Source organism: Haloarcula nitratireducens, assembly GCF_019599505.1.
Window position 1 is genome coordinate 45,805 of the sequence record NZ_RKLT01000007.1, and the last position, 22,920, is coordinate 68,724.

Consider the following 22,920-nt stretch of genomic DNA (forward strand, 5'->3'; position numbering starts at 1 on the left):
CACGTCGGTTAATAAATCCACCTCTCCCACAGAGCCGTGAGCGAGCGGTTCGCGCCTCAGACGACCACGAGCAGTCCGTCTTCGGTCGCTGTCCACTCGCCCGCGGCCGGAGCGGCGTCTACCTCGGCCGCCGCCTCGCCGTCGATGCGGACCCTCTCTGCCGTCCCGTCGCGGACGGTCACGCGGACGGTATCGGCGCTCACCGCGCCGATGTCGACGGAGAGCGTGCCGTCTTCGGCCGTCACACCCAGGTCACAGAGCTCGTCGGCGTCCACGTCGTAGAACCGGCCCGACGCCTCGCCGTCTGCGAGCGTCACGTCGAGTTCGAGTTCCTCGGGCGTTCCCGCCTGCACGGACTGGGTCGGTTCGCGCTGGGGCAGGACGCTCCCGGCCCGGACGAACAGCGGCATCTCCTCCAGGGCGACGTCCATCTCGACGGTTCGGCCGCCCTCGTAGCGCTCGCCGGTCCAGTGGTCGCGCCACTCGCCTTCCGGGAGGTACACCGAGCGCGTCCCACTCGCGGTAAACACCGGTGCGACCAGCAGGTCCTCGCCGAGCAGGTACTGCGTGTCCATCCGGTGGACGCTGGGGTCGTCTTGGTATTCGAGGACGAGCGGGCGGACGACGGGCAGGCCCGTGCGCGCGGCCACCTCGGCGTAGGTGTAGACGTACGGCAGCAGGCGGTAGCGCAGGTCCGAGTATTCCCGGAAGACGTCCACGGCGTCCTCGCCGAACTCCCACGGCTCGCGCGGCGTGGTGCCGTGACAGCGGGCGTTCGAGGAGAGCAGGCCGAACTGCGCCCAGCGGACGTACAGCGGGGTAGAGGGCGTCCCGCGGAAGCCGCCGATATCGTGGCTCCAGAAGGCGATGCCCGAGAGCGACGCCGAGAGGCCGCCCCGCAGCGCCGCGCTCATCCCGTTCCAGCTGGTCTGAGGGTCCCCGCCCCAGTGCATCGGGAACCGCTGGCTGCCGGTCCAGGCCGACCGGCCCCAGACGACGGCCTCCTCGTCGCCGTTGACCTCGCCGACCGTCTCGTAGACGGTCTCGTTGTAGAGGTAGGGGTAGAGGTTGTGCATCGACTTCCCGCTCTTCCCATTGGCGAAGACGGCGTCCTCGGGGACGTACTCGCCGTAGTCGGTCTTGAAGACGGCGACGCCCTGTTCGAGCAGGCGGCGGTGCTTGTCCTTCCACCACTCGACGGCGTCGGGGTCGGTGAAGTCCACGAGCGCACCCCGATAGTCGCCCTGACAGGTGTTGTCCATCACGTAGGGCTTTCCGGTGCCGTCGGTGACGAAGTAGCCGTTCTCCGCGCCCTCGGCGAAGGCGTCGGTGCCGACGGGGACGTGGGGGTGTTCCCACAGCGAGAGGCGGAAGTCGTCCTCGCGCAACTCGGCTATCATCCCCTCGGGGTCGGGGAACTGCTCGGTGTCCCACTCCATGTCACAGGAGGAGCGGTCGCGCATCCAGAAGGGGTCGAGGTGGAGCACGTCGCTGGGCAGCTCCTCCTCGCGCAGGCGCTCGGCCACCTCCTCCAGTTCCGCGCGGGACTCGTAGCCCAGTCGCGACATCCACGTCCCGAAACTCCACTTCGGCGGTCGGTCGGGACGGCCGGTGACGGCGGTGTACCGCTGGAGAATGTCCGTAAAGTCCGGTCCGTAGAAGAAGAGGAACGAGAACCGGTCGCCGTCGACGGCCATCGACCCCGACGCGGTCGAGTGCTTCCCGAAGTCGTACCGGACGCGGTTCGTCGTGTCGAGCAGGAGGCCGTACCCCTGCGTCGAGAGGTGAAACGGGATGTTCTTGTAGGCCCGGTCGGTCTCCGTGCCGAGCGGCTCCTCGTGCCAGAGGTGCAGTTCCCGGCCGCGGCGGTCGAACTCCACGAACTGCTCGCCCGCCCCGTATATCTTCTCGTCGGGTGAGAGCCGGAACGACGTGCCCGTCTCGGTCACCTTCCGGGGGTTGTGGTTGATTTCCTCCTGCGCGAAGCCGAGCGCCTCGACCCGCTGGCGGCCGAACACGTCGGGGTCGGCCCGCTGTTCTTCGAACACAGTCTCGCCGGTGTCGGCGTCGGTCACCGAGAACGACCACTCCTCCAGTCCGACCTCGACGGCCAGCGCGCCCGTCTCGACGGTCAGCGTGCCGTCGTCCTCGCGCGCGTCGAGCGTGAGGTCCGTAGCAACGGCGTCGGTGTCGAGTTTCGGGTACTCGCTCTCGACGGCGACCTCGGGGTTGGCCTGCAGTTCGAAGCGGAAGGTCCGCTCGTCGTAGAACGTCAGCGTCACGGGCACTGTCCGGGGCGTGACCGTCTCCGGGGCGTCGATCGCACAGTCGAAGCGGACCGCGTTGTCCTCGACTGCGTACTCCTCGACGGCGGCGACGGTGATGCGTTCGCTCGTCATCCTACTTTCGACGGGGACGCTCTCGCTAATAAATCTACTCCGTCCCGCCGGAGTTATGTCCTCGCTGGGCGAAGCGAGAACTATGACTCAGCCGAGCATCGCCCGTCTCGTCGAGCAGATGGAACTGCGGGCGAAGGTCGCGCAGTTGGGGACCGTGCGGGTCGGTGACTTGCTGGAGGACAGAGGGTTCTCGCGCGAGCGCGCCCGAGAGGTAATTCCTCACGGCGTCGGCCGCGTCACGCGCATCGGCCGCTCGCCGACGCGTCCGTACGCGAGTGACCACCACAATCTTTAACGTCGGCTTCCGCGACAGGGCAGACGATGACGCAAGACGACCAACCGGACTATCGTATTCCGCAGGGCGGCGGCGTGCCGTGGCGGGACATGGGCATGGAGGAGGACCACCGACCGGCCGACCGGGACGTAGAGATAACCGGCATCGAGACGATGGCTATCGCGGGCAACTTCACGTGGGGCATCGTCAAGGTCGAGACCGACGCGGGCGTCTACGGTCTCGGCGAGACGTTCCGCGCGGAGGCCGCCCTCGACATGGCGGGGCGGATGGACGTGGACTTAGAGGGCGAGAACCCGCTGGATACGAGTCGTATCCGCGAACTGCTCGAACAGCGTTATACGGGTACGGGCCGCATCGGGCAGGCCGCTTTCACCGCCATCGAGACGGCCTGTTTCGACATCAAGGGCAAGCTGTTCGACGTGCCGGTCTACGAACTGCTGGGCGGGAAGTACCGCGACGAGATCAAGATCTACTGCGACACTCACGGCGGCGAGTCGCTGGGCGAGGCCAGCCAGCACGACCCGCAGGACGTCTACACGCCCGAATCCTACGCCCGCGCGGCCCGAGAGGTCGTCGACGAGGGGTTCGAGGCGCTGAAGTTCGACCTCGACGTACCGACACACGCCGAGTACGACGAGGCCAACCGCCGGATGGACAACGAGGCGCTCGAACACAAGGTCAGCCTCGTCGAGGCCGTTCGGGACGAGATCGGCTACGACGTCGACCTCGGGATGGACCTCCACTGGAACTTCACGACGGAGACGGCCATCCGATTGGGGAAGAAACTCGAACGCTTCGACCTCGCGTGGCTCGAAGACCCGGTCCCGCCGGAGAAGACCGAGTCCCAGAAGCGCGTGACCGAGGCGCTCGATATGCCGGTGCTGACCGGCGAGAACCTCGTGACGACGAGCCAGTTCAACGACGCCGCCCGCGAGGGCATGATGGACATCGCCGCGCCCGACGTGAACAAGTGCGGGGGGCTGGGCGAGTACGTCGACATCGCCACCGTCTGTGACCTCTACGGCGTCCCCATCGCCTCGCACAACATATCCTCGCCGCTCGGCACTATCGCCGGCGCGCACGTCTCGGCGGCCATCCCGAACTTCCTCTGCATGGAGTGGCACTCCCGCGACGTGCCGTGGTGGAACGACATGGTCGACCGCGTCGAGGGCTCCGGTCCAATCCTCGACGACGGTTACATCGACCTCCCCGAAGGCCCGGGACTGGGCGTCGAGTTGAACCGCGACCTCTGTGAGGAGTACCTCGTGGACGGCTACGACCTCGTCATCTGATTCCCGCGTTCACAAACCACTATGTCACAACACACCGTCGTCGTCACGGATCACGACTTCGAGGACTTGTCGATCGAACGCGAGGGTCTCGCCGATATCGCCGACGTGATCGAACTTACCGGCGACGTGGGCGAGGACGCCGCCGACGCCCACGCGACCCTCGCCGAGGCGGACGCGGTCATCAACCTCCGTTACGACCTGGACGAAGCGGCCATCGACGCCCTGGAGGACTGTCGGGTCATCTCCCGGTACGGCATCGGCGTCGACAACATCGCCGTCGACGCGGCGAGCGACCGCGGGATTCCGGTCACGAACGTCCCCGACTACTGTCTGGAGGAGGTCTCGGTTCACGCGCTGACGCTGTACCTCGCGCTCGCCCGCGGCCTCAAGGCCTACGACGCCGACGTGGCCGACGGCGGCTGGGACCGCTCAGTCGCCGCGCCTATTCATCGCCTCTCGACCAGGACGGTCGGCGTCGTCGGCTACGGCGCTATCGGCCGCGCCGTCGGCGAACATGCCGACGCTCTCGGAGCCGACGTCGTCGCCAGCGACCCCTTTCTCTCCGCGGAAGACGTAGCGGACGACCCCGCCGACCTCGTCGAGTTCGAAGAGGTACTGGAGCGGGCCGATTTCGTCACCGTCCACTCCCCGCTGACGCCCGACACGCGCGAGCTGTTCGACGCCGACGCGTTCTCCCGCATGCGCGAGGACGCCTACTTCGTCAACGTCGCTCGCGGCCCCATCGTCGACACCGACGCGCTCTACGACGCGCTCGAAGCCGGCGAGATCGCCGGCGCTGGCCTCGACGTGTTCCCCGGGGAACCGCCCGCCGAAGATGACCCGCTTCGAGACCACCGGAAGACGCTCACGACGCCCCACGTCGCGTGGTACAGCGAGGAGGCCAACGACCAGCGTCGACGTACCGTCACCGACATCGTCCGCTCCGTGCTCTTGGGTGAGGAGCCGTACAACGTCGTGAACTGAGGACCGCCCCGACTGCTGCTTTCGCGCCCCTCGGCGTCTCGCTCTCGGTGTTTCTGTGAACAGTCGAGGGCTCCGCCCGCTCGATTACCTCGGCCCGCTGTCGGGCGTTCCGGCTCTCCGAACCGCTACTGACGGCTCGAACTGAGTGATACCCGACGGAAGAAAGACGGAAAAAGGGAACCGAAGCCGCTAGCTCAGGCCTTCCCCGTAGCGGTCAGTCCTTCGACGACCTTCCGCTGGAAGAACAGCATGAACAGGATGAGCGGGATGACGGACATCGTGACGGCCGCGGAGATCGTCCCCCACGGGTACTGGAACTCGCCCTGGTAGAGGGCGATCCCGACCGTGATGGTCCGCATCGAGTCCTCGGTCATGAACGTCAGCGCGAAGAGGAACTCGTTCCACGCGTAGATGAAGACGATGATGGCGGCCGTCGCCATCGCGGGCGCGGAGACGGGGAGGATGATGCGGAAGAGGACGCCGACCCGCGAGAGGCCGTCCATCAGGCCCGCCTCCTCCAGCGAGTCGGGGAGCTCCTTGAAGTACGCCTGGAAGATCCAGACCGCGAACGGCAACTGGAAGGCGGCGTACGGGATGATGAGACCGAGGTAGCTGTTCAGCAGGCCCCACGACCGCGCCAGCGAGAACAGCGGGATGAGCCGCGCGATGAAGGGCAACATCGCCGTCCCGAGGATGAGCAACAGGACGGGCAGTTTGAACCGGAAGCGGAGCCGCGAGAGCGCGTAGCCGGCGAGCGAGCCGAGGAACACGTCCAGGATGGCCGTCCCGCTGGCGACGACGAAGCTGTTGAACAGGTACCGCAGGAACGGGGCCTGTTCGAGGGCCGCGCGGTAGTTCTCCAGCGTCGGGTCCTGCGGGACGTACTGCACCGGGAACTGGACGACGTTACCGGGTTGTTTCAGCGACGTGATGAGCATCCAGAGGATGGGGAACACCGACACCAGCGCGATGATGAAGATGCTCCCGTAGAAGCCGACCTTCTTGCCGACCCACTGGAACGTCTCGATCTCGAAGCCGCGGTCGCGGTCGCTCGTCGCCATCTCAGCGCACCTCCGGTTCGTACAGCGTACCGACGTAGAGCATGGCGATGGCGAGCGCGATGAGCGTGATGACCGTCGCGGCGGCCGACCCCTCGCCGAAGGAGAGGCGGTTGAACGTCAGCTGGTGGTCGAACAGCACCAGCGTCGTCGTCGCGCTCGCGGGGCCGCCCCCGGTCAGGCCGTAGGGCAGGCCGAACGCCTGGAACGCCGGGAGCGTCCGGAAGATGAGCGCGACCAGCAGCGTGGGTTTCAGCAGCGGCAGGGTGACGTCCTTGAACTGGCGGAGCCGAGAGGCCCCGTCCATCCGTGCGGCCTCGTAGAGGTGGCCCGGGATCGACTGGAGACCGGCGAGCAGGATGAGCGCCATGAACGAACTGGTCTTCCAGATGGTGATGAACAGCATCGCGCCCAGCGCCGCGTCCGGCTTCGCCAGGAACGGGAACGGATTCGCGATGATACCGAGGCGGACGAGCAGGTCGTTGACGACGCCGTACTGGCCGTTGAACATCCACGCCCAGATGCGGGCGTTGATGACCGTCGGGATGGCCCACGGGAACAGGATGGCGGCCTGCGCGAAGTACTTCCCCTTGAACTCGCGGTTGAGCAGGAGCGCGAGTCCCAGTCCCAACACGAGCTCGACGGGGACGCTGACGACGGTGTAGATGAGCGACACCCGCAGCGCGTTCCAGAAGCCGTCGCCGTTCAGGAACTGATCCAGCAGCGGACCGCTCCCGTACAGGCTCCGATAGTTCTCGAGGCCGACGAACTCGCGCGGCTCGATCTCCAGCACGTAGCCGGTGTGGAGGCTCGCCATCACGGTGTCGAAGATGGGGTAAAACGACACCGCGAGCAGGAACGAGACGACGGGGGTCAACAGGATGACCGCCAGTTCCTCCTCGGTGAATCTGAGGTCGCGGTACCGCTCGAATCTGTTTTGCCGCCCGGCTGCCGGGTCTTGCGCGGCTGCGCCGGACGCAGTTTCGGCTGTGTCTGCCATTCGTATACGTGGCACTCTCGTCGTCGATTATTAAACCTGTGGGACCCGCGTGCGACGCGAGCGGCGGTGCGGACGGCGTACTTTTATGTAGATGCCCCGCACCCGTTCTCGTACATGGACGTCATCGGTTCGAGCAGCAGTGCCCGGAGCCTCGTCGCTCGCTGTCGTCGCCGGGTCGCAGCGGCGGACCGCGGCTGGAAGGCAACCGCGCTCGGCGTCGCCATCGTCGCCGCGACCGCGCTGGTCCCCTGATGCGGCCGGGCGTCCGGCTGCTACCGGGACTCGCGGTGTTGGGAGCGCTGGCCGTCGTCGCTCGCGCGATCGGCGGCGCGACCCCGCTGAGTCCGCTCGTCGTGGCCATCGGGAGCGGCGCGGCCGTCGCGGCGACCGTCGGCGCACCCGAGTGGGCCGAACCCGGTCTCGACCGACACAAGCTCCTCCTCGAAACCGGGATCGTCCTGTTGGGCGCGCAACTCACCCTCGGCCAACTGGCGAGTACGGGGCCGCTCGTCGTCGGACTGGCGGCGGGCGTCGTCGTCGTCGGCGTGGTGTTCACCGAGGTCGTCGGTCGCCAGGCGGGCATCGAGAGCCGAACCCGCTCGCTGTTAGCGGCGGGTGCGAGCGTCTGCGGCGTCTCTGCGGTGTTGGCCGTCGCGGGGAGCATCGACGGCGACGAGGCGGATATCAGCTACGCCGCGGGGACGGTGCTGCTGTTCGACGCCGTCACGCTCGTCGTCTTCCCGATTCTCGGGTCGATGCTCGGTTTACCGGAGCGCGCGTTCGGCGTCTGGGCGGGACTGAGCCTGTTCTCGACCGGTCCCACGGCCGCCGTCGGTTTCGCCGTCTCCGAGACGGCCGGCCAGTGGGCGACCGTGACGAAACTGGTCCGGAACACGTTCATCGGTTTCCTCGCCGTCGCGTACGCGCTCTACTACGCGGGCGAGAGTGAGAGCGGGAAGGCGGACGCCACCGAGATCTGGTACCGCTTCCCCAAGTTCCTCGTCGGCTTCCTCGCCGTCGCCGCCATCGTCAACGCCGGCCTCGTCGGGAGCGAGACGCAAGCGGCCGTCGGCACCGTCAGCGACTGGCTGTTCGCGCTGGCGTTCGTCGGTCTCGGCTTCGAGTTGAACCCGAGACGACTCCGCGCGACCGGTCTCCGGCCCATCGCCGTCGTTCTCGCGCACTTCCTGACGGTGAGTCTGCTCGCTCTTGCCGCGGTGACGCTCCTGCTATAGGTGTGACATGAGAAAACGTTATATGGTGGCGTGCACCTCATCGGAGTGTATGCCCGACAGGTATCTACAGGTAGTCGAACCAACGGACAACGTCGCGACGGCGCTGCGCGAACTCGAAGCCGGCGAGACCGTTTCGGTCGGCGTCGGCGACGAGGAGCGGACCGTCGAGATCGCCGAAGACGTCATCTTCGGCCACAAGATCGCCATCGAGGACATCGCGTCCGGCGAGACGATCACGAAGTACGGCAAGAGCATCGGTAACGCCACGGAGGACATCCCCGCGGGGACGTGGGTCCACGTCCACAACGTCGAATCGAACTACGGTCGCGGCGACCTCGCCGACGACGACCAGGCGAAAGTCATCAGTGAGTAACAGCAATGAGTGAATTCCTCGGATACGAACGCGACGACGGCAGCGTCGGCATTCGCAACCACACGGTCATCGTCTCGACCGCCCCCTACGCCAACGACACGGTCAAACGCGCGGCGGACATCGTCGAGGACGCGATTCCGATCACCCATCCCCTCGGGCGCTGTCAGACCAAGCCCGACGTCTTCCAGACCTACCGCACCCTCCTCGGATACGCGACCCATCCGAACACCTACGGCGCGGTGGTCGTCGCCCACGCCGGCGAGATCGTCGACGGCGACGAACTCGCAGACGACGTCGCCGAAACCGGCCGACCGAGTGCCTCGATCAATATCCACGAGGAGAAGGGCGTCATGAACGCGCTGAAGGCGACGGTCAACGCCGCCCAGGAGATGGCCCAGGACGCCAGCGCCCAGCACCGCGTCCCGGCCGACATGTCGAACCTCACCTTCGGCATCAACTGCGCCACCTCGGACACCACGAGCGGCCTCTGCCAGCATAAAGCGACCGCTGGAGCCGTCTGGCGGCTCATCGACGACTACGGCGGCCGCGGTTGCTTCGCCGAGACGCCCGAGTTCTTCGGCGGCGAGAACGAACTCGCAGAGCGCGCGATCAACGACGAGGTCAAAGAGGAGATCCTCGAACGGGTCGAACACTGGGACGAGCGACTGCAGGCGACCGGCTACGACGTCCGCGGCGCACAGCCGACCCCGGACAACATGGACGGCGGGCTCACCACCATCGAGGAGAAATCGCTGGGCGCGCTCGTCAAGTCCGGCGACGGGCCGATTCAGGACATCATCGACTACGGGGCGAAGATTCCCCGCGACTCGGGGATGTACATCATGGACACGCCCGGCCACGGTGCCGAATCGGTGACCGGCATCGGCGCGGGCGGCGCGCACTTCATGGTTATCTCGACGGGACAGGGTCACACCCTCTCGAACGCAGTGATGCCGACGATCAAGATCACCGGGAATCCGGGCAGCGCCGAGCGCGTCCCCGAGGAGACCGACGTCGACGTCAGCGAAGCGCTGGTCGGCGACGAGTCCTTCGACTGGGCGACCGACCAGCTCTGGGACGAGATCGAAGAGGTCGTCAACGGGAAAGTCACGCTGAGCGAGGCGCTGGGCGAGAGCCAGTTCGCCATCCACCGCATCGGCCCGTCCACGTAAGATGAAACTCGACCGGTCACGTGCGGTCTCGGTCGCCGCCGCCGCCTTCCGCGCGCACGGTATCAGCGAGGCCGACGCCGAGCAGACGGCCGAGGTACTGGTGAGTGCGGACGCTCGCGGGAAGCACTCTCACGGCCTGCTACGCCTGCCGCGGTTCGTCCGCGGCATCGAGCACGGCAACGTCGACCCCGAGGGCGACATCGAAGTCGTCTCCGAGCGCGGCGGTACGGCGACGCTCAGTGGCGGGTCGCGTCTCGGCCCCGTCGTGGCGTCGACGGCGGTGGGCGTAGCGATGGACCGCGCCGACGAGTTCGGCGTCGGTGCGGTGGGCGTCCACGACTCGAACCACCTGGGCATGCTGGGCTACTACACGGACCAACTCCAGCGCGAGGGGTACGTCGGCATCGCGGTGACGAACACGGAGCCGGCGATGCCGCCCTACGGCGGCGCTGAGCCGGTGCTGGGAACGAACCCGATAGCGATCGGATTGCCGACAGACCCCGTGTTCAACCTCGACATGTCCACCTCGGCTATCGCCCGCGGGACCATCTTCGAAAAGCGCGAGGCGGGCGAATCGATTCCCGAGGGGGTCGCGTTGGACGCCCAGGGCGAGCCGACGACGGACCCCGAAGCGGCGCTTGGGGGCACCATCCTGCCGTTCGGCGGGTCGAAAGGCTCCGGATTGGCGATCGCCGTCGAGGTGCTGGCCGGCGGATTGGTCGGCGCGGCGATGGGTCAGGACGTGACCGGCACGTATCACACGGAGAATCCCTGCACGAAGGGCGACCTCTTCCTCGCTATCGACCCCGAGGCGCTCGGGGCGTCCGACTTCCCAGAGCGCGCGAGCGCGTTCCTGCGAGAGCTGACCGCGGGACCGACCGCGGCCCACGTCGACGGTATTCGGCTGCCGGGACAGCACTCCGTCGAGCGGGACCGCAGCGCGACGACCGTCGAAATCGAAGACGACCTCTGGGACGAGGTGCGGTCGCTCGCCGGCGACGACTGAGCGAGCCCCCGTCTTCGTCAAACAGTCATTTGATATACAATAACAATTAATAGGTGGGGTATTGAACGTGTGTGTGTATGTCAGACGAGGTTTCGAGCGAACGCAGACGTAGATTTATCAAAACGATGGCCGGCGGGAGCGTCGCGCTCCTCGCCGGGTGCGGCGGTGACGGCGGCGACGGCGGTGATGGTGGTGATGGCGGTGATGGTGGAACGAGCGGCGACGGCGGGACGAGCAGCGGTGACGGCGGCGACGGCGGCAGCGGCGGCGGGTCCCTGACGTACGTCTACCCCGGTTACTTCAGCAACGACGCGAAGAGCCTGGTACCGATGTTCGAGGAATCGGCGGGCAACATCACCGTCGAGTCCCAGCAGACGCCGTCGAACGCCTCCTCGACGCGCGAGTACTACGTCAACCAGTTCGTCTCCGGATCGTCGTCGTTCGACGTGGGGAACATGGACGTCATCTGGCCCGCCGAGTTCGCCCAGAACGGGTGGGCCGCCGAGATGAGCGACCCGCAGGGCCACACCGAGAACATGCTCCGGACGCCGCTCGACTCGGTGACGGTCGACGGGACGATGTACGGCATGCCGGTCCACACGGACGCGAACGCCCTGTACTATCGGTCGGACCTGCTGGAGGAGTACGGCTACAGCGAACCGCCGAAGACGTACATGGAACTCGTCAACATGGCTCAGGACATCAAGAGCCAGTCAGATAAGCAACTCAACGGTTACATCTGGCAGGGCGGGGCGAACGAGGGACTGACCATCATGTGGCTCAACTGGCTCTGGGGCATGGGAGGAAGCGTCCGACAGGACGGCAACCTCGTCGTCAACACCGACAAGGGCGTCTCGGCGCTCCAGCACGCCGTCGATCTCATCCACGAGTACAACGTCACGCCCGAGTCGATTCCGGCCTCGTCGACGGACCAGAACCGACAGACGTTCCAGCAGGGCAACACCATCTTCATGCGCAACTGGCCCTACGCCGTCTCGCTGATGAACGAGGACGGCTCGGCCGTCAAGGACAAGTTCGACGTGGCACCGATGCCCAAACAGGAGGGCAACCCCAACGCGGAGAACTCCTGTCTCGGCGGCTGGAACCTCTTCATCAACGCTAACGCCGAGAACGCCGAGGCCGCACAGAAGTTCGCGAGCTTCATGGCCTCGAAGGAGGCTCAGGAGACGATGGCGCTCGAACACAGTCGGCTGCCGGTCCGCAAGGAACTGTACAGCGACGAGTACTACGAGCAGGCCCCGCAGTTGGAGACGTTCGCGACGATCGTCGATCAGACGAGCGCTCGGCCCGCGACGGCGAACTACTCGACGTTCTCCGAGATCGTCTACACGAACTGCAACGCGGCGCTCGTTCAGGAGAAGTCGCCTCAGCAGGCCCTCGACGACGCTCAACAGGAGATCGATAGCGAAGTCAACGACGCCTGAGTCAGACGCCGGCGGCCGCGACGATTTTCCGTCGGTTGCACCGCTCGTCCGTGCCGTTTTCTCTGCTCTCGATAGCTACAAGCGTGCGCTCTCGACCGGCGACCGCGACTCGGCTAGTGCGAAACCCGTCGGCGAAGCCGGTATTTCGACAGTCGTGTGAGAGAACCGCCGCCGGTGAAGCGTCGCTATCGAGAAGTCGCTATCGTCGCGTGAGCGCTACTGCTCGACGGTCTGCTCGTCGCGCTCTGCGACCCGTCGATAACTCGCCGAGAGCGACGCCCGCTCGTCGTCGGTCAGCTGCGGGAGCGGGGGAAGCGGTTCGCCGACGTCCAAACCGTCCAAATCGACGAGGTGTTTCAAGGCCGCGGCCGTCGGGAGGTCGCTGGTCGCGTTCACTATCGGCATGACGACCTCCCGCATGAGGCGGCGGGCGGTCGCGAGGTCGCCCCGTTCGTGAGCGTCGTAGAGCGCGACCACCGGCTCGGGGAAGACGTTCGCGGGACCGGCGATGAGACCGTCCGCACCCACGTCCAGCGAGGCCGTCGCCAGTTCCGTCGCGCCCTGAAAGACCGCGAAGTCGTCGGGCGTGGCCTCGATGGCCCGGTGGTGATACGTGAGGTTGCCGGAGGTGTCTTTCAGACCGACGATGGTCTCGTGGTCCGCGAGCGAGGCGACGAGGTCCACGCTCAGTTCGTTGCCGGTCAGCTGGGGGATGTTGTAGAGCAAGAGCGGAAGCGGGGAGTCGTCGGCGATGGAGCGAAAGAACCGCTCCAGTCCGGTCTGGGTCGTCCCGAGGTAGTACGGCGAGACGACGACGCCCGCGTCGGCACCGGCGGCCTCCGCGGCCTCGACGTTGTCCAGGATCTCGTCGACGCTCGTATCACAGCATCCCGCGAGGACCGTCGCGTCACCGTCGGCGGCTTCGACGACTGTCTCGACGATCCGCCGGTTCTGTGCCGTCGTGAAGCTGGGAAACTCGCCGATGGAACTGCCCGGAAAGAGCCCGTGCGCGCCGGCGTCGACCAACCTCCGCGTAAACTGGTCGAGAGCTTCGAAGTTCACTGCTCGCTGGTTCCCATGGGTAGGCGTAGCCATGGGAACGACTGTTCCCGAGAGGTGCATGGCTATGCGATGGGGGAGCACTCAGTTATAATTTGGGATGACTCCACACACCCGCAGTTCCGGGACTCGCCTCGAAACCGAGTGGCGGGGTCCCGCGTACGCGCGCACCTGCGTAACACTTATGACTCCGATAACCGAGAGTCACCCATATGAGTCAGCAAGCAGCGACACGACTCGACAAGCAGATGCTCATCGGCGGCGAGTGGGTCGACGCCGACGAGCGGACGGACATCGTTCACCCCTACGACGGCGAAGTAGTCGGTTCGATTCCCAAAGCCAGCGAACAGCAGGTCGTCGATGCCATCGACGCCGCCGACGAGGCGTTCGAGGCCTCCGACCTCTCGGCGTACCAGCGCTACGAACTCCTCTCGGAGGCGGCCCGCCAACTCGAAGACCGTGCAGACGAGGTCGCGCGTATCCTCACCAGCGAGCAGGGCAAACCGCTCTCGGAAGCTAAGGGCGAAGTCGACCGCGGGATTCAGACGCTGGACCTCTCCGCCGAGCAAGCAAAGCGGATGTTCGGCGAGTACGTCCCGATGGACGCCCAGAAGGGCTTCGCCAAGGACCACTGTTTCACGCAGCGCGAACCGCTCGGCGTCGTCGCGGCCATCACGCCGTTCAACTTCCCGCTGAACCTGATGGCACACAAGGTCGGACCCGCCATCGCCGCGGGCAACGCCGTCGTCGGCAAGCCGGCCTCGAACACGCCGCTCACGTCCATCGCGCTGTTCGAGTGCCTGGAGGCCGCCGCCGAGGAGATAGACGCCGACGTGCCCGACGGCCTGTTCAACGTCGTCACCGGAAGCGGCTCGACCGTCGGCGATACGATCCTCGGACACGACGCCGTCGAAGCGATCTCCTTTACCGGCTCGACCGGCGTCGGGAAGCACCTCGCGGACAACAGCGGCATGAAAGAGATGACCCTGGAACTGGGCGGGAACGACCCGACCATCGTCTGGGAGGACACGGACATCGAGCAGGCCGCAGAGCAGGTGGTCGGCGGCGCGTGTTCGAACGCCGGGCAGGTCTGTAACAGCGTCGAGCGCGTGCTGGTCCACGAGAACGTCGAGGACGAGTTAGTCGACGCGCTGGTCGACGCCGCCGAGGGCCTGACCGTGGGCGACCCCTTCGAGGACGACACGGACATGGCCTCGATGGTCGACGACGAGCAGTTCGAGACGGTCGTCGACATCTTCGAGGACACGGTCGACGCGGGCGCGACCGTCGAGAGCGGCGGGAACTACGGCGGCGAGTTGGGCGAGCGGGTCTTCGAACCCACGGTGCTCTCGGGCGTCACGCCGGAGATGCGCGCCGCGAGGGAAGAGACGTTCGGCCCCCTCGTCCCTGTCATCACCGTCTCGGACTTCGACGACGCCATCGAGGAGGCGAACAACACGGAGTACGGACTCGAAGCGGGGCTGTTCACGCAGGACATCGACCGGGCGAAGCGCGCGGCCGACGAGATAGAAGCGGGAGGCGTCAACATCAACACGGTCAGCGGCTTCCGGGCCGACCACATGCCCTACGGCGGGTTCAAGGACTCCGGCGTGGGCAAAGAGGGCATCAAGTACGCCGTCGAGCACTTCTCGAAGGCGAAACTCGTCGGCTTCCACGACGGCTTCACCGACGCCTGAGCGACAGGCTTATTTTCACAGTCTCGCAACGCCTCGGCTGAATGCCCCGCCCCGAACTCACCCGCCGCCGCGCCCTCCTGGCGACCGGAGCCCTCATCGCTGGCGGTCTTGGTGCCTCGCAGTACGCTCGCCGTGAGACGGTCCCGACAATTCACCTCCAAAACTTCCACGAAGAACCGAAGGACGTTGAGGTCCTCCTGTTGCGCGGCGACGAGGTCTCCCACTGGGAGGTCGTCTCCCTACCGGGGAACGAAGACGACGAGACGCCGCCGCCGACGCGTTTCCTAGACGACCTCCCCGAGGAGAGCGCGGCCTACACGCTGTACGCGTACGAGGAGGACCCGGATGACCGGCTCACTCATTCCCTCGACGGGGTCGAGTGTCTCGAAATCAGCGTCCTGTCTGGCGGCCCCCTCGACTTCTGGGCCAGGGAGCCCGAGCGGTGTCGCCGCGTCAGGGCGGCGACCGCGTCCAAGCGCTGAGCCGCTGCAATCCGCTCACGCCACGTCCACCCACCGGTCCGACTCGGCGGCTTCGTAGATCGCCTCCATCGCGTGCATGTCCACGAGGCCGTGGTCGCCGTCGGGGTAGAGAGGAGCGTCACTGCGCAGTCGGTCGGCGAAGTAGTCGAACTCCTCTAACATCTGGTCGACTTTCTCCAGTTCGACGGTGGCCCGGCCGTCGCCGCGGGAGACGCGGAGCTTTCGCGGCTCGTCCTGAAAGAAGGCCGGTTCCACGCGGACCTGTCCCTCGGTCCCGGTAACGGTGATACCGGAGGACTGGCGGGCGTTGTGGCTGGCGTAACACTGGGCGTACACCTCCTCGGGGAACTCGACGGAGAAGGCGACGGTCTCGTCCACGTCCTCGAAGGCGTCGTGCGTGCTGGAGACGTTTCCGGTGACGGCCACCGGGTCGGCGTCCAGCAGGAAGCGAGCGGTGTTCAAGGGGTAGAGGCCGATGTCGAACAGCGCGCCGCCGCCGGCGAGCCACTCGTCGAGCCGCCACTGGTCGGGGTCCGGGTCGATACGCTCCAGCAAGCGCTGGGACATGTCGCCGGTGACGGACATCGGCTCGCCGACGTAGCCCGACGCGACGAGGTCGCGGGCGCGCCGGACCGCGGGCTCGGTGTGCATCCGGTAGGCGACCATTAACTCGACGCCGCCCTCGGCGGCCGCGTCGCGGAGTTCGGCCGCGCGGTCGCTGTCCCGTTCCATCGGCTTCTCACAGAGGACGTCCTTCCCGAGTTCGGCGGCCGTCTCGACGTACTCCAGATGGAGGGCGTTCGGCGTGACGATATAGACGGCGTCGTAGGCGTCGCTTTCGGCCCCGTCGTGGAACTCCTCGTAAGTGATGCCGTGCTCTGCGCCCGCCGTCTCCGCGGCGAGGTCGTTCGCCTTCTCGCGGTCGCTGCTGACGAGCACGGACGGCGTACACCGCTCGCTCGCTTCGAGCGCCGGGAGGGCTCGCCCCTTCGTGAACCAGCCCAGTCCGACGACGGCGAAGCGCACCGGTTCGACAGAATCCGGTTCGACCGTCTCCCAATCGCGTGCGCAGCTCTCCTCGACGATCGCACTCAGGTCCATACGCGTGGTCACTGCCCCCGCCGACATAAATGGCACTCCTTACCGAAACTGCTATCCGGGAATCGGTGCTCGTGGCTAGTGTGTCAGAGGACGAGCCAGACGTGTGTCCGTATCCGGGACACGACAGCGTCCGCTGTCCCGAGTGTCGGACCGATATTCCCGGCGTCGTGCCGGCCGGAACGCCGGAAGACCCGGCGGCCCGCTGCCCGGCGTGTGAAGAACTCATATCGACGGTCATCGTCGGCGAGTGACCGGGTACGGAACGGCGCTCGCGGGCGGCCAGCCGCGGTTCTCGGTAGCCGTTCGCCGTTTCTATTCGCACGAAGGAATTTACCCCGATGTGGCTGGCTTACCGCGTCGGAGGCAATCTTTATTGCCTCTCCGAGTGCCAGTATTTCACACGGAGGAATTCAGTATGCCAGACACGTACGTCGCTTCGATCGATCAGGGAACGACAGGCACGCGGTTCATGGTGTTCGACCACAGCGGACAGGTCGTCGCCAACGCCTACGAGAAACACGAACAGATCTACCCGGAACCGGGCTGGGTCGAACACGACCCGATCGAGATCTGGGAGAACACGCAGGACGTCGTCCGACAGGGCCTCGAGGACGGCGGCATCGATGCGAGCCAACTCGAAGCGCTGGGCATCACGAACCAGCGCGAGACGACCGTCGTCTGGGATAAAGAGACCGGGAAACCCGTCCACAACGCCCTGGTCTGGCAGGACCGCCGGACCACCGACCGCGTCGAGGAGCTACAAGACGCCGATAAGGTCGAGTGGATCCGCGAGAAGACGGGGTTGGAGGCGGACGCGTACTTCTCGGCGACGAAGACCGAGTGGATCCTCGACAACGCCGAACCGCTGAAGATGCAGAGCGCTCGCGGCGAGAGCCTCCGCGACCGCGCCGAGGCCGGCGAACTGATGATGGGGACGATCGACGCCTGGCTCATCTACAACCTCACGGGCAACCACATCACCGACGTCACCAACGCCTCCCGGACGATGCTGTACGACATCCGGGAGATGGAGTGGGACGAGGAACTCCTCGAAGAGTTCGGCGTTGACGAGTCGATGCTGCCCGAGGTACGGCCCTCGTCGGACGAAGAGTACTACGGCCACACCGACCCCGACGGCTTCCTCGGCGAGGAGATCCCCGTCGCCGGCGCGCTCGGTGACCAGCAGGCCGCGCTGTTCGGCCAGACCTGCTTCGACGCGGGCGACGCCAAGAACACCTACGGCACCGGTTCCTTCTTCCTGATGAACACCGGTAACGAGGCCGTCGCGTCCGAACACGGACTGCTGACCACTATCGGCTTTCAGATGTCCGGCGAACCCGTGCAGTATGCCCTCGAAGGCTCCATCTTCATCACCGGTGCCGCTATCGAGTGGCTCGAAGACGTCGACCTGATCAACAACGCCGCGCAGACGGCGGAACTCGCTCGTTCGGTCGATTCTACTGACGGCGTCTACATGGTGCCCGCGTTCACGGGACTGGGCGCGCCCCACTGGGACGGGCGCGCACGCGGGACCATCGTCGGGATGACCCGCGGCACCCGTAAGGAACACATCGTCCGGGCGACGCTGGAATCGATCGCCTATCAGACCCGCGACGTCGCCGAAGCGATGCAGGCCGACTCCGGCGTCGAGATGGGCCAACTCCGCGTCGACGGTGGCGCGGTCAAGAACAACTTCCTCTGTCAGCTCCAATCGGACATCATCCAGACGGACATCGCCCGGCCGGAAGTCGACGAGACGACCGCGCTCGGGTCGGCCTACGCCGCCGGGTTAGCCGTCGGGTACTGGGAGACGGTCGACGGCCTCCGAGACAACTGGCAGATCGATCGCGAGTTCAGCCCGGAGATGGACGCCGAGAAGGCGGACAAGCTGTACAGTCGATGGGACGACGCCGTCGAGCGCTCGCTCGACTGGGCCACCGAATAAGGGATGAACCTCGAAGAGCGGATTCGTCGCCGCCAGCGCCGAGAGGACGGACCGGCACTCGTTCGGGAGTACGAGACGCTCTCGCCGGCAGCGCACGTCGAGAATCCCGTCGGTCGGGGACCGACGATAGAGCGCGTGCTGAACCACTTCGACCCGATCTTCGAGGGGCGAACGCCGTCGAACCTCTACCTTCACGGCCCGGCCGGATCGGGCAAATCGGCCGTCGTGACCGCTCTCTGGCGGAAAATCGACCAACTGCCGACGGAGACGCAACCGGTCGTCCACACGTCGACGCGCGTCCAGCGCCGGTCGTCGCCGACCTTCGTCTATCTCGACGGCCGGCGCATCGACAGCGAGTTCGCCTTCTATCACGCGCTCCTCACGGCCGTCGAATCGGACTCCGTTCCGTCCAGCGGCGTCCGGACGTCGACGCTCAGGGACCGCCTGCGGGACCGATGGCAGACCGCCGATTCCAGCGTCGTCGTCGCCGTCGATCATCTCGACGACGGGGACGGTCCCTCGACGGCCGTCCTCGACCACTTCGAGTCGCTTCCCGAATACGTCTGCTGGCTCGGTGTGGGTCGAGCGACGCCCGAAGCGACCGCCGTCGGCGACCGGGTCGGCGACGCGATTCGCCTCGACGCCTATCATCTCCAGCAGCTGGTGGACGTTCTGTCCGCGCGGGCGTCGGCCGCGATGTCCGAGCGGGCACTGGGTCATCAGCAAGCCCGGGCGATCGCCGAGTGGGCCGACGGCGACGCACACCACGCGCTCGCCGCGCTGTTCGTCGCCGCGGACCGCGCCGACAGTCGGGAGCGGACGCGGCTCACCGACGAAGACGTCCGCGTCGCCACCGAGCGGTTGTCGACGGACGCCGCCCCGCTCGCTCGGGTGCTCGAACTACCCGACAATCGGCAGGTCGTCCTCCGCGAACTCGTCGATGCGGACGCCACCGCTCGGTCGTCGGTCGCCGCGGCCGCCGAGGCCGCCGCCGCGTCGCTCCCGGGCTCGCTCTCTGAGCGCTCGATCGAACGGTTCATCTACGAGATGGCCGAAACCGGGGTCCTCGAACGCGCGGAGGCGGTAGCCGGGACCGGTCACGGCCGCCGGCCGAGCAGAGTCGAGGCCCGGTTCCACGTACCGGTCTTTCGGCGTCTGTACGATCTGCGCTGAACGGGGCGGTCGGTGTCGTTCTCCCGGTTCAGGTAGTGTTTTTCGGCTACGCTCACCAGCGCGTGCCACCCGATAGCAGAACTATGCACCCCGGCGACTCCATGTCGCTATAGTTGTTCACTATGTCGTATAGTGGGCCGGAATAGGGGGTCGATATAGCGAGAAAATATAGTTGGTTAGTGTAGCTATCTATAATAGCTGTATTACATGGCTCGGTAGTATGGCTGATACGTCCCGTTAGCCTCGTTTGGTAGCCGATTTCGGCCCCTCTACTGGGATCGTCCGCCCCGCTATTCCGATTAGCTGTCCGAATCGGCTATCCAAACCGTTCGGGGTAGCGACGAGGCTATCGATCGAGCAGCTCGTTCGACTGTATACTGCCGGGACTACTCCTTAGTATTCTACCCGATATAGCTATACGGAATATCTATCGGGAATAGCTCTATAGAGACTCTATTCGATAATCCGAACGTCCGGATAGCCGTTCTCCTGGCCTACTATCTCTCCCGCCGATAGTCCTCGCGACTCTCTCGGAAGACTATTCGCATGCGTTGGCCGCCCGCTCGGTACATCGCAAACTCACCTCGGGAACGCAACCGATTCGTGACGGAGGGCCGCTCCTTTCCCTACTGGCGCGGCGCTGAACACAGCACGATCAACTCGACGAACAGGTGGTGATTAGCTCGACGACGAAGTCGGTTTGAATATATCGTATAACGCTATATTATATCGCCTAGCCTCCGCGCTCCGAATCGGGAGAGGGACTTGAAATACGACAAGCCCCGCCAGAAGTTCGTCTTCGGCATCGGCTACGACGACGACGACATCGAGCACGCGAGGGGGTCATCCTCGACGAGGCCAACCGGAACCCCGTATTCTCGACGACCCCGGCACGTCCATCCGCGTCACCGAACTCGCCGACTCCTACGTCGGACTCCAGACGCGGTTCTGGATCGACGATCCGAAGCGCTCGGACTTCGTGAAGACCCGTTCTGACTTCGTCCAGTCCGTCAAGGAGCGCTGCGACGCCGAAGGGATCGACATGCCGTACCCGCACACGCAACTGCTCGGCGGCATCGAAGTCGAGGAGACGCACGCCGAGAACGGGACCGCGCCGGCCGACGACTGACCCGGCGAGACCCCTCTATCGAAGTGTTCGATCGCCGCGCCGTCACTCGACGTCCGGCGCTTCCTCGTCGGTGCGGCCCGGCAGCGCCAGTTCGATCTCGAGTTCGGGGTCGCCGACTCCCTCGAAGTCGAGTTCGAGTTCCACCGGTTCGCCGAAGGCGAAGGGCAGTTCCCACTCGTCGGTCGTAACGGTGAGCTCGTCCCCGTCGCGCAGCTGCTCGCCGAGGGCTATCAGGAACTCGCCCGCCTCGCTCGCGTCGAGCCGGTACTCCTGTTCGAACTCGCGTCCCGACCGGATGAGCGTGCGTTCGTTCGCTTCGTCGCTCGTGGAGTCTAATTCGGACATCGGAGATCCTCGCCGCTATTTAGGCAAACCTAAATATAAACGATGCGGTGTCGCTCGGCCGACGAGCGCTGGTATCGGTACCCCCTCAGAACTCGACGACGGGGATGCCGCTGGTCCCGAAGTCCGTCATGGCGGCCAGTTTCTCGGGAACCGCGTCGAGCGAGACGGTCTCGGAGACCACCGCGGCCGGGTCGAGCTTGCCGTGTGCTATCATCCGGAAGATCTCGTCGTAGCGGGGACGGGGCATCCCGAAGGAGCCGACGAACTGGAGTTCCTTGGCGACCATCGCGTCCGTGGGCAGCGAGATCTCGCCGCCGTCTTCGCTCGACGTCAGCCCGATCTGGAGGTGTTGGCCGCGCTTTCGCAGGCTCTCGACGGAGTTCCGGCACGTCTCGGAAATACCGAGGGCGTCCACCGAGACGTCGGCCCCGCCGTCGGTGACCGCTCTCACCGCCGCCGGCACGTCGTCCACCGCCTCGGCGTCGACTGTCTCGACGGCTCCCAACTCGCTCGCGGTGTCCAGTTTCTCCGCGAAGAGGTCGACGGCGACGACGTTCGCGCCGAGGGCGTCGGCGATGTGTACGGCCGACAGGCCGACGCCGCCGCAGCCGTGGACCGCGACCCGGTCGCCGCCGGTGAGGTCCGCTCGGTGGGCGAGCGCGTGAAACGAGGTCATGAACCGACAGCCCAGCCCGGCCATCTCGACGGGCGAGATCCCCGGCGGGAGGGGGACGACGTTGTAGTCGGCCCACGGGACGTGGAACCGCTCGGCGAACGCCCCGGGCGATTCGGGGGTCAGGCCGAACGGGATCCGCTCGTCACAGAGGTTCGAGTGACCGTCTCGGCAGGCCGGACACGTCCCGTCGCCGAGGTTGAACGGCACGGTGACGTGGTCGCCTTCCCGGACCTCCTCTACTTCGTCGCCGACCTCGACGACGACGCCGGCGGGCTCGTGGCCGAAGACGTGTCCGTCCTCGAATCCCCGCCCCTCCCACGCCGGGTCGCCCTGCCAGGCGTGCCAGTCGCTCCGGCAGATACCACACGCCTGCGTCTCGACCACGACGCCCGTCGGGGCCGCGGTCGGTTCGTCGACTTCGCGCATCTCCAGCGGGTCGCCGTGGCCGGTGAACACTGCTGCACGCATTAGCGTGATAACTGATGACGGCGACCATAATACTGTGGGGCCGGGCCCGTCCGACGAACGACGGCGACGGAGACGCCGGTCATGGAGGGGGGCGGTCACAGCGGTTTTCCGACTCCGGCGCTTGGAGGCGATATGCTCAAACGCGCAGTGTTCGTGTTCGCACGGGCCGCCTTCGGTGCGAAGTTCGCACGCGACGGCTACAACAACCTCTCGGACTTAGACGACATGGTCGCCTACGCAGACAGCGTCGGCGTGCCGTTCGCCGGCACGCTCGTCCCCGTCGCCAGTTCGCTGCTCTTCGTCGGCGGGACCATGCTCGCGCTCGGTCTCGCGCCGCTGCTGGGGGCCGTCGCCATCGCGGCGTTCATGCTCGGCGTGACGCCCGGGATGCACGACTTCTGGAACGAGTCCGGCGACGAGCGGGACGCCGAGCTCGACAACTTCCTCCGCAACGTCGCCTTCCTGGGCGGTGCCGTCGCGTTCTGGGCGTCCACCCGCGACAGCGCTCGATAACCCGGGTAAACCGACCGAAGTCGCGGCGACGAATCGCCGCTCGATCCGTTTCCGACGGCGAAACATGCTTTTT

The 22,920-nt window shown here is 66.2% G+C and carries 23 protein-coding genes; 16 read left to right on the forward strand and 7 right to left on the reverse strand.

The window, feature by feature from the left end; genetic code table 11:
• Positions 1 to 56: 56 nt before the first annotated feature.
• On the reverse strand, positions 57 to 2,399 hold the full coding sequence (gene yicI, locus EGH23_RS16230; protein WP_220581036.1) for an alpha-xylosidase: 2,343 nt from the start codon (positions 2,397 to 2,399) through the stop codon (positions 57 to 59).
• A gap of 82 nt (positions 2,400 to 2,481) precedes the next feature.
• On the opposite strand from yicI, the gene EGH23_RS16235 reads away from it, so the two are divergent.
• From EGH23_RS16235 to EGH23_RS16245, 3 genes are read left to right on the forward strand one after another with little or no spacing between them, the layout of a single operon-like run.
• Entirely contained in the window at positions 2,482 to 2,694 is a 213-nt protein-coding gene (locus tag EGH23_RS16235; protein WP_220581037.1) for a hypothetical protein, read from the forward strand.
• Positions 2,695 to 2,720: 26 nt separating this feature from the next.
• Positions 2,721 to 3,986, forward strand: coding sequence for a mandelate racemase/muconate lactonizing enzyme family protein (locus EGH23_RS16240; protein ID WP_220581038.1), 1,266 nt, complete (start codon positions 2,721 to 2,723; stop codon positions 3,984 to 3,986).
• 21 nt (positions 3,987 to 4,007) lie between these two features.
• The gene (locus EGH23_RS16245) at positions 4,008 to 4,970 is read left to right on the forward strand and encodes a C-terminal binding protein (RefSeq protein WP_220581039.1); all 963 of its coding nucleotides are present in this window, start codon (positions 4,008 to 4,010) and stop codon (positions 4,968 to 4,970) included.
• A gap of 194 nt (positions 4,971 to 5,164) precedes the next feature.
• Here the strand turns inward: EGH23_RS16245 and EGH23_RS16250 are convergent, their stop codons facing one another.
• On the reverse strand, positions 5,165 to 6,031 hold the full coding sequence (locus EGH23_RS16250; protein WP_220581040.1) for a carbohydrate ABC transporter permease: 867 nt from the start codon (positions 6,029 to 6,031) through the stop codon (positions 5,165 to 5,167).
• 1 nt (position 6,032) lies between these two features.
• Entirely contained in the window at positions 6,033 to 7,028 is a 996-nt protein-coding gene (locus EGH23_RS16255; protein ID WP_220581041.1) for a carbohydrate ABC transporter permease, read from the reverse strand.
• A gap of 114 nt (positions 7,029 to 7,142) precedes the next feature.
• Between EGH23_RS16255 and EGH23_RS16260 the strand changes: the two genes are divergently transcribed.
• From EGH23_RS16260 to EGH23_RS16285, 6 genes are all read left to right on the forward strand, one after another.
• Positions 7,143 to 7,280 carry a hypothetical protein gene (locus tag EGH23_RS16260; protein WP_220581042.1) on the forward strand — a complete coding sequence of 46 codons (138 nt, stop codon included), beginning with the start codon at positions 7,143 to 7,145 and terminating at the stop codon, positions 7,278 to 7,280.
• Positions 7,280 to 8,263 carry a YeiH family protein gene (locus EGH23_RS16265; RefSeq protein WP_220581043.1) on the forward strand — a complete coding sequence of 328 codons (984 nt, stop codon included), beginning with the start codon at positions 7,280 to 7,282 and terminating at the stop codon, positions 8,261 to 8,263. The genes EGH23_RS16260 and EGH23_RS16265 overlap by 1 nt, the downstream gene beginning before the upstream one ends.
• Before the next feature lie 49 nt (positions 8,264 to 8,312).
• Positions 8,313 to 8,636 carry a UxaA family hydrolase gene (locus EGH23_RS16270; protein WP_220581044.1) on the forward strand — a complete coding sequence of 108 codons (324 nt, stop codon included), beginning with the start codon at positions 8,313 to 8,315 and terminating at the stop codon, positions 8,634 to 8,636.
• Between the two features lie 5 nt (positions 8,637 to 8,641).
• Positions 8,642 to 9,808, forward strand: coding sequence for a UxaA family hydrolase (locus EGH23_RS16275; RefSeq protein ID WP_220581045.1), 1,167 nt, complete (start codon positions 8,642 to 8,644; stop codon positions 9,806 to 9,808).
• 1 nt (position 9,809) lies between these two features.
• Positions 9,810 to 10,814 (forward strand): Ldh family oxidoreductase, encoded by a 1,005-nt coding sequence (locus EGH23_RS16280; protein ID WP_220581046.1) that lies wholly within the window; start codon positions 9,810 to 9,812, stop codon positions 10,812 to 10,814.
• 77 nt (positions 10,815 to 10,891) lie between these two features.
• A complete protein-coding gene (locus tag EGH23_RS16285) occupies positions 10,892 to 12,259 on the forward strand; it encodes an ABC transporter substrate-binding protein (protein WP_220581047.1) in 1,368 nt (455 codons plus the stop codon).
• A gap of 216 nt (positions 12,260 to 12,475) precedes the next feature.
• Here EGH23_RS16285 and EGH23_RS16290 read toward each other — a convergent pair whose 3' ends face one another.
• Entirely contained in the window at positions 12,476 to 13,381 is a 906-nt protein-coding gene (locus EGH23_RS16290; RefSeq protein WP_268899462.1) for a dihydrodipicolinate synthase family protein, read from the reverse strand.
• A 149-nt stretch (positions 13,382 to 13,530) separates the two neighbouring features.
• On the opposite strand from EGH23_RS16290, the gene EGH23_RS16295 reads away from it, so the two are divergent.
• Complete coding sequence (locus tag EGH23_RS16295) at positions 13,531 to 15,015, forward strand: aldehyde dehydrogenase family protein (RefSeq protein ID WP_220581049.1); 1,485 nt, start codon at positions 13,531 to 13,533, stop codon at positions 15,013 to 15,015.
• Between the two features lie 41 nt (positions 15,016 to 15,056).
• Positions 15,057 to 15,497 carry a hypothetical protein gene (locus EGH23_RS16300; RefSeq protein WP_220581050.1) on the forward strand — a complete coding sequence of 147 codons (441 nt, stop codon included), beginning with the start codon at positions 15,057 to 15,059 and terminating at the stop codon, positions 15,495 to 15,497.
• A 15-nt stretch (positions 15,498 to 15,512) separates the two neighbouring features.
• Here the strand turns inward: EGH23_RS16300 and gfo6 are convergent, their stop codons facing one another.
• Positions 15,513 to 16,598 carry a D-xylose 1-dehydrogenase Gfo6 gene (gene gfo6 / locus EGH23_RS16305; RefSeq protein WP_220581051.1) on the reverse strand — a complete coding sequence of 362 codons (1,086 nt, stop codon included), beginning with the start codon at positions 16,596 to 16,598 and terminating at the stop codon, positions 15,513 to 15,515.
• An 80-nt stretch (positions 16,599 to 16,678) separates the two neighbouring features.
• Between gfo6 and EGH23_RS16310 the strand changes: the two genes are divergently transcribed.
• From EGH23_RS16310 to EGH23_RS27055, 4 genes are all read left to right on the forward strand, one after another.
• Positions 16,679 to 16,849 carry a hypothetical protein gene (locus EGH23_RS16310; RefSeq protein ID WP_220581052.1) on the forward strand — a complete coding sequence of 57 codons (171 nt, stop codon included), beginning with the start codon at positions 16,679 to 16,681 and terminating at the stop codon, positions 16,847 to 16,849.
• A gap of 164 nt (positions 16,850 to 17,013) precedes the next feature.
• A complete protein-coding gene (gene glpK, locus EGH23_RS16315) occupies positions 17,014 to 18,543 on the forward strand; it encodes a glycerol kinase GlpK (protein ID WP_220581053.1) in 1,530 nt (509 codons plus the stop codon).
• Positions 18,544 to 18,546: 3 nt separating this feature from the next.
• On the forward strand, positions 18,547 to 19,716 hold the full coding sequence (locus EGH23_RS16320; protein WP_220581054.1) for a Cdc6/Cdc18 family protein: 1,170 nt from the start codon (positions 18,547 to 18,549) through the stop codon (positions 19,714 to 19,716).
• An 898-nt stretch (positions 19,717 to 20,614) separates the two neighbouring features.
• Complete coding sequence (locus EGH23_RS27055; RefSeq protein WP_328766237.1) at positions 20,615 to 20,845, forward strand: mechanosensitive ion channel family protein; 231 nt, start codon at positions 20,615 to 20,617, stop codon at positions 20,843 to 20,845.
• 42 nt (positions 20,846 to 20,887) lie between these two features.
• Here EGH23_RS27055 and EGH23_RS16330 read toward each other — a convergent pair whose 3' ends face one another.
• Complete coding sequence (locus tag EGH23_RS16330; RefSeq protein WP_220581056.1) at positions 20,888 to 21,190, reverse strand: amphi-Trp domain-containing protein; 303 nt, start codon at positions 21,188 to 21,190, stop codon at positions 20,888 to 20,890.
• Between the two features lie 85 nt (positions 21,191 to 21,275).
• The gene (locus EGH23_RS16335) at positions 21,276 to 22,334 is read right to left on the reverse strand and encodes a zinc-dependent alcohol dehydrogenase family protein (RefSeq protein ID WP_220581057.1); all 1,059 of its coding nucleotides are present in this window, start codon (positions 22,332 to 22,334) and stop codon (positions 21,276 to 21,278) included.
• A gap of 132 nt (positions 22,335 to 22,466) precedes the next feature.
• Here EGH23_RS16335 and EGH23_RS16340 point away from each other — a divergent pair, with 132 nt between their 5' ends.
• Positions 22,467 to 22,847, forward strand: coding sequence for a DoxX family protein (locus EGH23_RS16340; RefSeq protein ID WP_220581058.1), 381 nt, complete (start codon positions 22,467 to 22,469; stop codon positions 22,845 to 22,847).
• The last annotated feature ends 73 nt before the right edge of the window (positions 22,848 to 22,920 follow it).